Genomic DNA, 12,916 nt, shown 5'->3' with positions numbered 1-12,916 from the left:
GGTGAACAGTCTATGGCGTCCCGGAGACATGGCCCGGTGGCGGTGTGTGATGCTGGCCGCGATGAGTGAGCCGACCGAAACCCGCAAGCAGCGGGCCGCCCGCCGGGCCGGGGAGTTCCCGCCCGCGCCGGAGGCGTTGCCCCGCCCCGTGCTCGACAGCCACACCCACCTGGACATCACGGTCAGCGAGGCGGGGGTGCCTCCGCGAGCGCGAGGAGTGAGCCGGGGTTGCGAGCCCCGCAGTCGCGAGCACGACGAGGACGGCGGCGGCGGTCCCGCCGACGACCCGGTCGCCGCCGCGATCGAGGTGGCCGCCGCCGTCGGCGTGGACCGGCTGGTCCAGGTCGGCGTCGACGTGGACTCCTCGCGCTGGGGCGCCGGCGTCGCCGAGAAGTACCCGGCGGTGCTCGCCACCGTCGCGCTGCACCCGAACGAGGCGCCCCGGCTGGCCGACCTCGACGAGGCGCTGCGCGAGATCGAGGCGCTCGCCGCCCGGGACCGGGTCCGGGGCGTCGGCGAGACCGGGCTGGACTTCTTCCGTACCGGCGACGAGGGGCGGGCCGCGCAGGAGGGGAGCTTCCGGGCGCACATCGCCATCGCCAAGCGGTACGGCAAGGCCCTGGTGATCCACGACCGGGACGCGCACGCCGACGTGCTGCGCGTCCTCGACGACGAGGGCGCGCCGGACACCGTGGTGCTGCACTGCTTCTCCGGCGACGCCGAGTTCGCCGCCGAGTGCGTCCGCCGGGGCTACCTGCTCAGCTTCGCCGGCACCGTCACCTTCGGCAGCGCCGGTACGCTGCGCGAGGCCGCCGCGCTCACCCCGCTCGACCAGCTCCTGGTGGAGACCGACGCGCCGTACCTGACCCCGATGCCGCACCGGGGGCGGCCGAACGCGTCGTACCTGATTCCGCTGACGGTCCGGTTCCTGGCCGATACCACCGGCGCGGACCTCGACGAACTCTGCGCCGCCATCTCCGCCACCGGCGACCGGGTCTTCGGCCCGTGGTGAGCGGGCCCGGTCCCGCCGATACGCTACGGGGCGTGACCGGACTCCTCGGCCCGGCGGAGATCCGGGAACTGGCCGCCCGGCTGGGCGTCGCCCCCACCAAGAAGCTCGGCCAGAACTTCGTGCACGACCCGAACACGGTCCGCCGGATCGTCACCGCCGCCGGGCTGGCCCCGGACGACGTGGCGCTGGAGGTCGGGCCGGGGCTCGGCTCGCTCACCCTGGCCCTGCTGCCGGTCGCCGCCCACGTGCACGCCGTGGAGATCGACCGGACGCTGGCCGGCGCGCTGCCGGAGACCGCCGCCCGGCACGCCGGCCCGGACGCCGCCCGGCTCACCGTGCACCACGCCGACGCGCTGCGGGTCCGCGCCGCCGACCTGGCCGAGCCGGCCCCGACCGCGCTGGTGGCGAACCTGCCCTACAACGTCGCGGTGCCGGTGGTGCTGCACCTGCTGGCCGAGCTGCCCACCCTGCGGCAGGGCCTGGTGATGGTGCAGAAGGAGGTCGCCGACCGGCTAGTCGCCGGTCCCGGCTCCAAGGTGTATGGCATCCCGTCGGTGAAGCTGGCCTGGTACTCCCGGGCCCGCGCCGCCGGCAAGGTGCCACCGAACGTGTTCTGGCCGGTGCCCAACGTCGACTCCGGCCTGGTCGCCTTCACCCGCCGCGAACCGCCCCGCGCCGACGTCCCCCGGGAACGCGTCTTCGCCGTGGTGGACGCCGCGTTCGCGCAGCGCCGCAAGACTCTGCGCGCCGCGCTGGCCGGCTGGGCCGGCGGCGCCGACCGGGCCGCCGCGGCGCTCACGGCGGCCGGCGTCGACCCCGGCGCGCGCGGGGAGTCACTCACCGTGGAGCAGTTCGCCGCCATCGCCGCGTCGGCTCCGGCCGCCGCGCCCGCCGCGCAGTAGGCTGGCGCCGTGTCCGCCGGGGGCACGCCGCACGTGTACGCGTACGACCTGGTTGACGGCCGCCGCGAGCCGGCCGCCGACTCCGCCGAGGAGCTGATCGTGGAGAAGCCGTTCGACATCCGCCCGCGCCGGCGGGAACTCGCCCCGTGACCGAGGCCTGGCGACCGGACGACGACGAGCAGCAGCGGCGCGGCGCCAGCGGACCGGTCCGCGTCCGGGTGCCGGCGAAGGTCAACCTGCACCTCGGGGTGGGGCCGTTGCGCCGCGACGGCTACCACGAGCTGAACACCGTCTACCACGCCATCTCCATCCACGACGAGCTCACCGCCCGCCGGGGCGACACGCTCACCCTGACCATGGAGGGCGAGGGCGCCGGCGAGCTGGCCCTGGACGACACCAACCTGGTGATCCGGGCCGCCCACGCCCTCGCCGGGTACGCCGGGGTGATGCCGCACGCCCGGCTGCACCTGCGCAAGCAGATCCCGCTCGCCGGTGGCCTGGCCGGCGGCAGCGCCGACGCGGCCGCGGCGCTGGTCGCCTGCGACGCGCTCTGGGGCACCGGGCTGTCCCGCGACGAGCTGGCCGGCATCGCCGTCGACCTCGGTTCGGACGTGCCCTTCCTGATCCACGGCGGCACCGCGCTGGGCACCGGCCGGGGCGAGGCGGTCAGCCCGGTGCTGGCCCGCCCCACCTCCTGGCACTGGGTGGTCGCCATCGCCGACGGCGGCCTGTCCACCCCGGCGGCCTACCGGGAGCTGGACCGGCTCCGCGACGCCGGCAGCGCCGGTGAGCCGCTGGGCAGCACCGACGCGCTGCTCGCCGCGCTGCGCCAGCGCGACCCCCGGGTGCTCGCCGCCACCCTCGGCAACGACCTCCAGGACGCCGCGCTGGCGATGCGCCCGTCGCTGGCCGACACCCTCAAGGCCGGCGAGGCGGCCGGCGCGCTGGCCGGCATCGTCTCCGGCTCCGGCCCCACCTGCGTCTTCCTCGCCACCGACGCCGCCCACGCCGAGCGGATCGCCGGCGATCTGGAGGCGGCCGAGGTGTGCCGGGAGGCCCGGGTCGCCCACGGGCCGGTCGCCGGAGCCCGCATCACCTGACCGGCGCGCCCCGCGCCCCCGACGCCTCGGGCGCCGGCCTCGCCCGGCGAGCGCCACGGCGCGTTGCGCACGCAAGATCGACTCCAGGTCGGCAACACGGGGGTGTCCGGGTGACGGGGACACCCCCGTTCCGGCGACCCGGAGTTGATCGTGGGCGCCGGGCCGGGGCGGCCGAGGGGACCCCTGTGCAGGGCAGCGTGCCGGCCCGAGCCGCGCGGGGCGGGCGGCCGGGCGGTCCGCGTACCCTTGGAGGTCAGGCGTCCCCAGGTGCCAGCCGGCACCGGGACGCCTTGATCATGGGAGGTGAGGTCGTGGCCAACATCGTCAACCTGGACCGGGTGTCCAAGGGGTACGGCGCTGCCGGGCCGCTGCTCACCGACGTCTCGCTCGGCCTCGACGACGCCGACCGGATCGGCGTGGTCGGCCTCAACGGCGCCGGCAAGTCCACCCTGCTGCGGCTGCTCACCAAGCAGGAGGAACCGGACGACGGCCGGGTCACCCACCGCCGCGACCTGCGGGTCCTCTGGCTGCCGCAGAGCCTCACCCTCGCCCCCGAGGCCACCGTCCGGGACGTGGTGCTCGGCACCGCCTGGCTCGGCCAGAGCATGGGCGCCGAGCACGAGTGGGCCGGCGACGCCGGCGTCCGGGCCATCCTCGACGGCCTCGGCATGCCGCACCTCGGCCTCGACCAGCCCGTCGGCCCGATGTCCGGCGGCGAGCGGCGCCGGGTCGCGCTGGCCGCGCTGCTGGTCCGCGAATCGGACCTGCTGATCCTCGACGAGCCCACCAACCACCTCGACGTCGGCGGGGTCGACTGGTTGGCGAAGTACCTGGTCGGCCGCAAGGGCGCGCTGGTCGTGGTCACCCACGACCGGTGGTTCCTGGACGCGGTCTGCACCACGACCTGGGAGGTCGGCGACCAGGCCGTCCGCGCCTACGAGGGCGGCTTCGCCGCCTGGACCCTCGCCCGCGTCGAGCGGGAGCGGGTCGCCGCGGCCACCGAGGCCCGCCGGCAGAACCTGCTCCGCAAGGAGATCGCCTGGCTGCGCCGCGGCCCGCCCGCCCGTACCTCCAAGCCGCGGTTCCGGATCGACGCGGCCAACGCGCTCATCGCCGACGTCCCGCCGCCGCGCGACACCATGTCGCTGCAACGGCTCGCCACCGCCCGGCTCGGCAAGCAGGTGTACGACCTGGAACACGTCCGCCTGAACGCCGGCCCGAAGGAGATCCTGCACGACACCACCTGGCAGGTCGGCCCCGGTGACCGGATCGCCATCCTCGGCCGCAACGGCGCCGGCAAGACCACCCTGCTGCGGCTGCTCGCCGGCCTCACCCGGCCCGACGGCGGCCGGTTCCACACCGGCTCCACCGTCCGGCCCGCGTTCCTGTCCCAGGAACTGGCCGAACTCCCGGGCCACCTGCGCGTCCTGGAAGCCGTCGAGGAGATCGCCCGCCGGGTGCAGTTCGGCGACCGGGAGATCTCGGCCGCCCAGCTCGCCGAGATCTTCGGCTTCGACGACCGGCGGCTCTGGACGCCGGTCAGCGACCTCTCCGGCGGGGAGCGCCGCCGGTTGCAGATGCTCCGGCTGCTCGCCGGCGAGCCCAACGTGCTCCTGTTCGACGAGCCCACCAACGACCTGGACACCGACACCCTGGCCGCGCTGGAGGACCTGCTCGACTCCTGGCCCGGGACGATCATCGTGGCCAGCCACGACCGCTACCTGATCGAGCGGGTCACCGACGTCGCGTACGGGATGTTCGGCGACGGCCGGCTGGTGCACCTGCCCGGCGGGGTCGACGAGTACCTGTCGCGGGCCGGCGGTGCCGAGCCGGCGCGGCTCCCGGCGGCTCCCACGGCCGCCCCGGGCGCCGCGGCCCCGACCGGCATGTCCGCCGCCGAGGCCCGGCAGGCCCGCAAGGAGTTGAGCCGGCTGGAACGGCAGATCGCCAAGCTGGATCAGAAGGAGACCGGGCTGCTCGACCAGCTCGCCGCGCACGCCACCGACTACGCCAAGGTCGCCGAACTCGACGCGCAGCTCAAGGAGGTGCGCGCCGAGCGGGAGCGGACCGAGGAGACCTGGCTCACCCTGGCCGACGAGATCCCGCCGGTCTGACCGCCGCCGCGCGTCCGTCCCGCCAGGAGACGGGGGCCGTGTGCGGCGTCACATCCCGGCGTGCGGGACAATCGTCGTCGACCTCTCTCATCCCCACGGCGTTGGAGACTCAGACATGGCCCATACCCCCGTCAACCACCCCGCGCGGCCGATCTACCGGGCGATCGGCGGGCTCGTTGGTCTGTACCTGGTGGTCTTCGGTGTGCTCGGCGTCATCGCGAGCGCCGGCAACGACCTCTTCGCCCAGGATGACACCAAGGTCCTGGGTCAGGGGACGAACCTCGGATTCTCGCTGCTGAGCATCCTGCTCGGGATCCTCGTGCTGGCCGGCACCGTGATCGGCCGCAACCTCGACGTGGCGATCAACCAGTTCCTGGCCTACGGCCTGATGGTGCTCGGCCTGGCCGAGCTGGCGTTCCTGCAGACCGACGCCAACATCGGCAACTTCAGCATTCTCACCGTGATCGTGGTGCTGACGCTCAGCCTGGTCCTGCTGATGGCCGGCATGTACGGCAAGGTCGGCACCGACGAGGAGAAGGAAGCCTTCGAGAAGGCCCGGCTCGTCCTCTGATCCTGGTGGTTGCGCTTCGGGTTGTCGCCGGAGCCCGACCCGCTCCGGGCGGTCAGGCTTGATCCCTGCGCGGGTCGGGCTCCGGCGACAACCGTCCGTGGTCCCGCTTCGTCCGTGGCTTGCTCCCGGGCGGGGCGGGATCTTTCGTTGGCCCGGTGCCCGGCCGGCTGTTCGCCGGACGGCGGAGTCCGACCTGAGGGACAATTCTCCGGAAAGAGGTCTTCTCGGACGGAGGGGTCAATGGCGCACTTTCCGGTGAACCATCCGGCTCGCCCGCTGTACCGGGTCTTCGCCGGGCTGGTCGGGCTCTACATCCTGGTCTTCGGCGTCTGGGGCGTCTTCGAGACCTGGGGGCAGCCGCTCTTCGACCGGGGCCCCAACTGGGCGCTCGGGCTTCGTACCAACCTGGCGTTCTCGCTGGTCTCCGTGGTCTTCGGGATCGTGCTGATGATCGGGGCGTCCCGGCGCAGCAACCTCGGGCACTACATGAACCTGACCGCCGGCGCGGTCTTCATGGTCACCAGTCTCGCCATGATGTCCGTCCTGCAGACCACCGCGAACTTCCTGAACTTCTCCATGTCCACGGTGATCGTGTCGATGCTCTTCGGCCTGCTGCTGCTCGCCACCGGCCTCTACGACAAGGTCGGCACGGACGAGCACGCCGAAGAGGAACGCCGCCGCCGGCAACACCCGATCTCCGAGGCCGGCGCCCGCTGAACCGGCCGGCGGTCAGGCCCGCTTGCGGGTGATCAGACCCGGCTTCGCCTCCAGGTGGGACAGCCCGTTCCAGGACAGGTTCACCAGGTGCGCCGCCACCGTCTCCTTGCGCGGCTTGCGCACCTCCAGCCACCAGCGGCCCGTCAACGCCACCATCCCGACCAGGGCCTGCGAGTAGAGCTCGGCCAGCTTCGGGTCGTACCCCCGGGTGGAGAACTCGGCCGCCAGGATGTGCTCCACCTGGTGCCCGACGTCGTTCATCACGCTGCTGAAGTTCCCCGTCGCCGCCATCAGCGGCGACTCCCGGACCAGCACCCGGAACCCGCTGGTCTCCTCCTCGATGTAGGTGAGCAGCGCCAGCGCCGCCTGCTCCAGCAGCTCGCGCGGGTGCCCGGCGGTCAACGCCGTGGCGATCCGGTCCAGCAGGGCCCGCACCTCGCGGTCGACCACCACCGCGTAGAGGCCCTCCTTGCCGCCGAAGTGCTCGTAGATCACCGGCTTGGACACCTTGGCCCGCGACGCCACCTCCTCGATGGAGGTGGCGTCGAAACCGCGCTCGGCGAAGATCTGCCGGCCGATCGAGATCAGTTGCTCCCGCCGCTGCGCCGCGGACATGCGTACCCGGGAGGTGGGCTTCGCGGCCGGCGCGCCCGCCGCCCGCCGCCGTCCGTCGGTGGCCTCGTCCGCCATCTCGTCACCTCGCCGGCGCTCGGTGACGCCCTGTCGTGGGATGTTCCTGCCGCCGTGCCCGTCTACCTCGGTCACCCGGCCATACTGCCAGGTAACCTCCGCGGGCATCGCCCGGTTTCAGCGCCGTGCGGCCGGCTTCACCAGCTTGGCGGCGATCCGCTCCGGTTTCGGCCAGCGGACGTCCTGCGCCGCGCCGGCCTTCTCCAACAGCCAGATCACCCGGGCGGAGATGTCCACCTGGCCGCGCAGCACGCCGTGCCGCGCGCTCGTCGGGTCGGCGTGGTGCAGGTTGTGCCAGCTCTCGCCGAACGACAGCAGCGCCAGCGGCCAGAAGTTCGATGCCCGGTCGCCCTGCCGCACGGCGAACGGCCGCTCGCCGTAGACGTGGCAGACCGAGTTGATCGACCAGGTCACGTGGTGCAGCAACGCGATGCGGACCAGACCGCCCCAGAAGAGCGCCGTCCACGCCCCGGACCAGGACCAGGTGGCCAGGCCGCCCATCACCGCCGGCCCCAGCACCGAGACCACCACCAGCAGCGGGAAGAGCCGGTCCACCCGCCGGGTGTCCCGGTCGGCCAGCAGGTCCGGGGCGAAGCGGGCCCGGTTGGACAGCTCCCGACCGAACAGCCAGCCCACGTGGGCGTGGAACAGGCCCCGGGCCAGCCCGCGGACGCTCTCGCCGTAGCGCCACGGCGAGTGCGGGTCGCCCTCGGCGTCGGAGAACGCGTGGTGCCGGCGGTGGTCGGCGACCCACTGGATGATCTCGCCCTGCACGGCGAACGAGCCCGCCACCGCCAACGCCACCCGCACCGGGCGCGGGGCCTTGAACGAGCCGTGGGTGAAGTACCGGTGGTAGCCGATGGTGATGCCCAGCCCGGAGAGCAGGTACCAGAAGGCCGCGATGGCCAGGTCCGGGCCGCCCAGCCAGCCGCCCCAGGCGACCGGGACGGCGGCGAGCAGGGCCAGGAAGGGTGCGACCACGAAGGCCCACAGCGCGATCAGGATGCCCGTGGACTGTGGGCCCTGGGTGAGTGGCTTCGGCCCGGTGGCACTCTCGTCCGTCACGGTCGACATGGCACCTCCCAGCGCAGAGATACGCCTACGTCACCGTAACTTAGGGCTCCGCCCCGATGGAGTGAACAGTTGCGGACATAAATGAAGGGCCTGTCGCGGAGTCGAGAGCTGTACTGGAGGATCGAGGGTCTCGTCGCAGGGCTCGGTGCAGCGATCACGTTGGGGTGGGGCCGCTGAGAGGGAGGCGCTAAGCTGTCTTGCGTCACAGTCGGCCGTGGTGTAATTGGCAACACCCGGGTCTTTGGTACCCGTGTTTCAGGTTCGAACCCTGGCGGCCGAGCCTTCTCCGATATCGCGCCGCACGTGGGGTATGGGACTAAGCGCCCCGCAGTCTGGTTAGCATGGCCCGCGAGAGTGTCGCCTTCCCGACGGGAGCCACGTCGTGCCCCAGCCCCACCTCCGTACCGTCGTCGTGCTCGCCGCCGGTGAGGGCAAGCGGATGAAGTCGGCGCTGCCCAAGGTGCTGCACCCGCTGCTCGGTCGTACGCTGCTCGGTCACGTGCTGACCGCGGCCGCGCCGCTGGCCGCCGACCGCACCGTGGTGGTGGTCGGTCACGGGGCCGAGCAGGTCCGGGCGCACCTGACCGAGATCGCCCCGGACGCCACCCCGGTCCTCCAGGCGCAGCAGCTCGGCACCGGGCACGCCGTGCGCATCGCGCTGGAGGCGGTGCCGGAGGCCTCCGGCACGGTGGTCGTGATCAACGGGGACGTCCCACTGCTGCGCGCCGAGACGGTGGCCGCGCTGGTGGCGGCGCACGAGGGCGAGGGCGCGGCGGCGACCGTGCTCGCCGCGGAGGTGCCCGACCCGACCGGCCTGGGCCGGATCGTGCGCGACGCCGCGGGGCGGCTGGAGCAGATCGTCGAGGAGCGGGACGCGACCCCGGCGCAACGCGCGCTGCGGGAGATCAACGCCGGCATCTACGCGTTCGACGCGGTGCGGCTGCGGGACGCGCTGGGCAAGCTCTCCACCGACAACGACCAGGGCGAGGAGTACCTCACCGACGTCTTCGGCCTGCTCGTCTCGGCCGGGGAGCCGGTGGGTGTGCACGTCGCCGCGGACCACGTCGAGACGCTGGGCTGCAACGACCGGGTGGAGCTGGCGGGGCTGCGCCGGCTGCTGCGCGACCGGGTCAACGAGGCGTGGATGCGGACCGGGGTGAGCATCCTCGACCCGGAGACCACCTGGATCGACGTCACCGCCACCGTGGAGCGGGACGCGGTGATCGACCAGAACACCCAGCTGCGGGGCACGACGGTGGTCGGCGCGCAGGCGGTCGTCGGGCCGGACGTGACGCTGATCGACACCGTGGTGGGGGCGGCGGCGACCGTGCTGCGCAGCCACGCGGTGGGCGCCGAGGTGGGTCCGGGGGCCAGCGTGGGGCCGTACGCGTACCTGCGCCCGGCCGCCCGGCTGGCCGAGAAGTCGAAGGTCGGCACGTTCGTCGAGGTGAAGAACTCCGAGGTCGGCCCGGGCGCCAAGGTGCCCCACCTGTCGTACGTGGGTGACGCGACGATCGGGGCGAAGGCCAACATCGGCGCCGCGACGATCTTCGTGAACTACGACGGGGTGAACAAGCACCGCACCGTGGTGGGCGAGGCGGCCTTCATCGGCTGCGACACCAGCCTGATCGCGCCGGTCGAGGTGGGCGCGGGGGCGTACGTGGCGGCGGGCAGCGCGATCTCGCAGGACGTGCCGCCGGGCGCGCTCGGGGTGACCCGGGCCCCGCAGCGCAGCATCGAGGGCTGGGTGGCCCGCAAGCGGGCCGGCACGGTGTCGGCCGCAGCGGCGGAGCGGGCGCTGGCGGAGGGTGCGTCGGCCGGTGGCCCGGTCGCAAGGGAAGGTGAGGCAATCCACGGGGACGCCGAGACCGTGGGACGGCCGTCGGCTGCGGGGGATACTGCAACCGAATAGTCCCCGGCTTCCGCCGCCGGGAACCACCGACCAACGGGAGCAGACGGGCCCATGGGCAGCATCGTCGCCGAAAACCGCAAGAGCCTGATGCTCTTCTCCGGACGTGGCTTTCCGGAGCTGGCCAAGGAGATCGGTGAGGTGCTCGGCGTCGCGCCGACGCCTTCCGACGCGTACGAGTTCGCCAACGGCGAGATCTTCGTACGCTTCAAGGACTCGGTGCGCGGTTCGGACGCCTTCGTGGTGCAGTCCGTCACGCACGGGGTGAACACCTGGGTCATGGAGACCCTGATCATGATCGACGCACTGAAGCGCGGTTCGGCCAAGCGGATCACCGTGGTGCTGCCGTTCTACCCGTACGCCCGGCAGGACAAGAAGCACCGGGGTCGGGAGCCGATCTCGGCCCGGCTGGTGGCCGACCTGCTGAAGACCGCCGGCGCGAACCGGATCCTCACGGTCGACCTGCACACCGCGCAGATCCAGGGCTTCTTCGACGGCCCGGTGGACCACCTCTTCGCGATGGACGTGCTGGCCGAGTACGTGGAGCACAAGTACGCCGGCCGGCCGATGACCGTGGTCGCGCCGGACTCCGGCCGGGTGCGGGTGGCCGAGCGGTGGACCGACCGGCTGGGCGGCTGCCCGCTGGCGTTCATCCACAAGACGCGGGACCCGCTGAAGCCGAACCAGGTGGTGGCGAACCGGGTGGTCGGTGAGGTCGAGGGTCGGGTCTGCCTGATCGTCGACGACATGATCGACACGGGTGGCACGATCAGCAAGGCCGCCGACATCCTCAAGGAGTCCGGCGCGGCGGAGATCGTCGTCGCCTCCACCCACGCTCTGCTGTCGGACCCGGCGACCGAGCGGCTGAAGAACAGCCCGATCAGCGAGATCGTGGTGACCAACACGCTGCCGCTCCCGCCGGAGAAGCAGCTCGACAAGCTCACCGTGCTGTCGATCGCGCCGCTGCTGGCCCGGGCGATCCGCGAGGTCTTCGACGACGGCTCGGTGACCACCCTCTTCGGCGGCCTGAGCTGAGCGCGGCGCCGCGGCGGTGACCGCGGCGCGGCACCGTTCCCGCCGGCCGACGCGCCGGCGGGGACGGTGATGAGGGGACTGCCGGAAACCTCGGAATCAGCTCGGGTAGACTGGTGCGGTTGCCACGGCGAGGGTGCCCGGCGGGTCGCTGAAAAGCACCGCACGGAGGCACCGTCATCGACGCGGTGCTCCGGGCAGTCGTTCATGACGCATGAGCCCCAGCGAGCCCCTCGCCCCAGCACCGCAAGACGACAAGCCGCCGTAGCGAAAGCATCAGGAGTTTCCCCGTGTCCGAGGTAAAGATCAGCGCCGAGCCCCGTACCGAGTTCGGCAAGGGTGGTGCCCGTCGTACCCGCCGGGCCGGCAAGGTGCCCGCCGTGCTGTACGGCCACGGCGAGAAGCCCAAGCACATCGCGCTCCCGGCCCGCGAGTTCGCGGCCGCGATCCGCAAGGGCGGCGCGAACCAGCTCTTCGCGATCGAGGTCAGCGACGGCACCCAGGTGCTGGCGCTGCCGAAGGCGATCCAGCGTGACCCGATCAAGGACACCTTCGAGCACGTCGACCTGCTGCTGGTCCGCCGGGGCGAGAAGGTCACCGTCGAGGTCGCGGTCCAGCTGACCGGCGAGGCCGCCAGGGACACCCTGATCGTGCACGACCACGACACCCTCTCGGTGACCGCCGACGCCACCAAGGTGCCGGACCACCTGGAGGCCTCGATCGAGGGCCTGGAGGCCGGCACCCAGGTGACCGCCGCCGACGTGCAGCTGCCGGCCGGCGTCGAGCTGGCTGCCGACGCGGAGCTGTTGGTCGCCTCGGTGACCGCCGCCCCGACCGCCGAGCAGCTCGAGGCGACCCTGCCCGAGGTCGAGGTGGCCGACGAGGAGATCGAGGCCGGGGTCGGCGAGGAGACCGCCGAGTCGTCCGAGGGCGCCGAGGCCGGCGAGCCGGCCGCCGCCGGTGGCGAGGAGAGCGCCGAGGCCAAGACCCAGGCCTGATCGGTTCGCATCGTTTACGGCAGGCGCTCCCAGCGGACAGCGGGGGCGCCTGTCGGCGTATCGGGACAGGTGCGGTGTGGTGCCGGGCGGGAGGGACGGGACGTGACGGACGAGGCGGGGCCGTGGCTGGTGGTCGGCCTGGGCAACCCCGGTCGGGAGTACGCCGGTAACCGGCACAACGTCGGTTTCCTGGTCGCCGACCTGCTGGCGGGCCGGGTGGGCGCGAAGTTCGGCCGGCACAAGCGGGCGGTGGCGGAGGTCGCCGAGGGGCGGCTGGGGTTCGGCGGGCCGAAGCTGGTGCTGGTCAAGCCGCTGACGTACATGAACCTCTCGGGCGGTCCGGTGGCGGCGCTGGCCCAGTTCCACAAGATCCCCGCCGAGCGGGTGATCGCGGTGCACGACGAGCTGGACATCCCGTACGGCCAGCTGCGCATCAAGATCGGCGGCGGCGAGGGCGGGCACAACGGCCTGCGCTCGATGTCGAAGTCGCTGGGGACGAAGGAGTACGTCCGGGTGCGGTTCGGCATCGGCCGGCCGCCGGGGCGGCAGGACCCGGCTGACTACGTACTGTCGGATTTCGGCGCTGCGGAGCGCAAGGAGCTGGAGTTCCTGGTGGACCGGGCGGCGGACGTGGTGGAGTCGGTGGTCACCAAGGGCGTGGAGCCGACGCAGAACGCGTACCACGGGGCCTGAGGGCGGGGCGTACCGGGAACGGGCCGCCCCGGCCGGTAGTCTGCGCCTTCTGGCGTGCCGCGACCCGCGACCCGGATCGCGGCGAGGCGACGGGAGTGGTACGT

At 72.9% G+C, this 12,916-nt stretch carries 13 protein-coding genes and 1 tRNA gene; 12 read left to right on the top strand and 2 right to left on the bottom strand.

Features of this window, described 5'->3' with window-relative positions:
- Positions 1 to 49 precede the first annotated feature (49 nt).
- From ACTMTB_RS19225 to ACTMTB_RS19195, 7 genes are all read left to right on the top strand, one after another.
- Positions 50 to 1,012, top strand: coding sequence for a TatD family hydrolase (locus tag ACTMTB_RS19225; RefSeq protein ID WP_441147403.1), 963 nt, complete (start codon positions 50 to 52; stop codon positions 1,010 to 1,012).
- A 32-nt stretch (positions 1,013 to 1,044) separates the two neighbouring features.
- Positions 1,045 to 1,914, top strand: a complete 870-nt coding sequence (rsmA, locus tag ACTMTB_RS19220) for a 16S rRNA (adenine(1518)-N(6)/adenine(1519)-N(6))-dimethyltransferase RsmA (protein ID WP_441147401.1) — start codon at positions 1,045 to 1,047, stop codon at positions 1,912 to 1,914.
- Positions 1,915 to 1,923: 9 nt separating this feature from the next.
- Positions 1,924 to 2,064 carry a hypothetical protein gene (locus ACTMTB_RS19215; protein WP_441147399.1) on the top strand — a complete coding sequence of 47 codons (141 nt, stop codon included), beginning with the start codon at positions 1,924 to 1,926 and terminating at the stop codon, positions 2,062 to 2,064.
- A complete protein-coding gene (locus ACTMTB_RS19210; RefSeq protein ID WP_441147397.1) occupies positions 2,061 to 3,014 on the top strand; it encodes a 4-(cytidine 5'-diphospho)-2-C-methyl-D-erythritol kinase in 954 nt (317 codons plus the stop codon). The genes ACTMTB_RS19215 and ACTMTB_RS19210 overlap by 4 nt, the downstream gene beginning before the upstream one ends.
- A 311-nt stretch (positions 3,015 to 3,325) precedes the next feature.
- Entirely contained in the window at positions 3,326 to 5,128 is a 1,803-nt protein-coding gene (locus tag ACTMTB_RS19205) for an ABC-F family ATP-binding cassette domain-containing protein (RefSeq protein ID WP_441147395.1), read from the top strand.
- 115 nt (positions 5,129 to 5,243) lie between these two features.
- Positions 5,244 to 5,699 carry a DUF4383 domain-containing protein gene (locus tag ACTMTB_RS19200; RefSeq protein ID WP_441147393.1) on the top strand — a complete coding sequence of 152 codons (456 nt, stop codon included), beginning with the start codon at positions 5,244 to 5,246 and terminating at the stop codon, positions 5,697 to 5,699.
- Positions 5,700 to 5,939: 240 nt separating this feature from the next.
- The gene (locus ACTMTB_RS19195) at positions 5,940 to 6,416 is read left to right on the top strand and encodes a DUF4383 domain-containing protein (RefSeq protein WP_357608260.1); all 477 of its coding nucleotides are present in this window, start codon (positions 5,940 to 5,942) and stop codon (positions 6,414 to 6,416) included.
- Between the two features lie 12 nt (positions 6,417 to 6,428).
- On the opposite strand, the gene ACTMTB_RS19190 is transcribed toward ACTMTB_RS19195, so the two are convergent.
- Positions 6,429 to 7,106 carry a TetR family transcriptional regulator gene (locus tag ACTMTB_RS19190; RefSeq protein WP_441147647.1) on the bottom strand — a complete coding sequence of 226 codons (678 nt, stop codon included), beginning with the start codon at positions 7,104 to 7,106 and terminating at the stop codon, positions 6,429 to 6,431.
- A 117-nt stretch (positions 7,107 to 7,223) separates the two neighbouring features.
- Complete coding sequence (locus tag ACTMTB_RS19185; protein ID WP_441147391.1) at positions 7,224 to 8,180, bottom strand: acyl-CoA desaturase; 957 nt, start codon at positions 8,178 to 8,180, stop codon at positions 7,224 to 7,226.
- A 208-nt stretch (positions 8,181 to 8,388) separates the two neighbouring features.
- Here ACTMTB_RS19185 and ACTMTB_RS19180 point away from each other — a divergent pair.
- The 5 genes from ACTMTB_RS19180 (at position 8,389) to pth (ending at position 12,812) form a co-directional block, all read left to right on the top strand.
- Positions 8,389 to 8,460: transfer RNA gene (locus tag ACTMTB_RS19180), tRNA-Gln, on the top strand.
- 102 nt (positions 8,461 to 8,562) lie between these two features.
- The gene (gene glmU, locus ACTMTB_RS19175) at positions 8,563 to 10,092 is read left to right on the top strand and encodes a bifunctional UDP-N-acetylglucosamine diphosphorylase/glucosamine-1-phosphate N-acetyltransferase GlmU (RefSeq protein WP_441147389.1); all 1,530 of its coding nucleotides are present in this window, start codon (positions 8,563 to 8,565) and stop codon (positions 10,090 to 10,092) included.
- 51 nt (positions 10,093 to 10,143) lie between these two features.
- Entirely contained in the window at positions 10,144 to 11,124 is a 981-nt protein-coding gene (locus tag ACTMTB_RS19170; RefSeq protein WP_238449438.1) for a ribose-phosphate diphosphokinase, read from the top strand.
- A gap of 287 nt (positions 11,125 to 11,411) precedes the next feature.
- A complete protein-coding gene (locus ACTMTB_RS19165) occupies positions 11,412 to 12,119 on the top strand; it encodes a 50S ribosomal protein L25/general stress protein Ctc (protein WP_441147387.1) in 708 nt (235 codons plus the stop codon).
- A 102-nt stretch (positions 12,120 to 12,221) separates the two neighbouring features.
- On the top strand, positions 12,222 to 12,812 hold the full coding sequence (gene pth, locus ACTMTB_RS19160; RefSeq protein WP_280839723.1) for an aminoacyl-tRNA hydrolase: 591 nt from the start codon (positions 12,222 to 12,224) through the stop codon (positions 12,810 to 12,812).
- Positions 12,813 to 12,916: the final 104 nt, after the last annotated feature.

The sequence above is a fragment of the Micromonospora sp. L32 genome (assembly GCF_052068055.1).
GTDB classification, from domain to species: Bacteria; Actinomycetota; Actinomycetes; order Mycobacteriales; family Micromonosporaceae; genus Micromonospora; species Micromonospora purpureochromogenes.
This window is presented reverse-complemented; position numbering and strand designations above follow the sequence as displayed.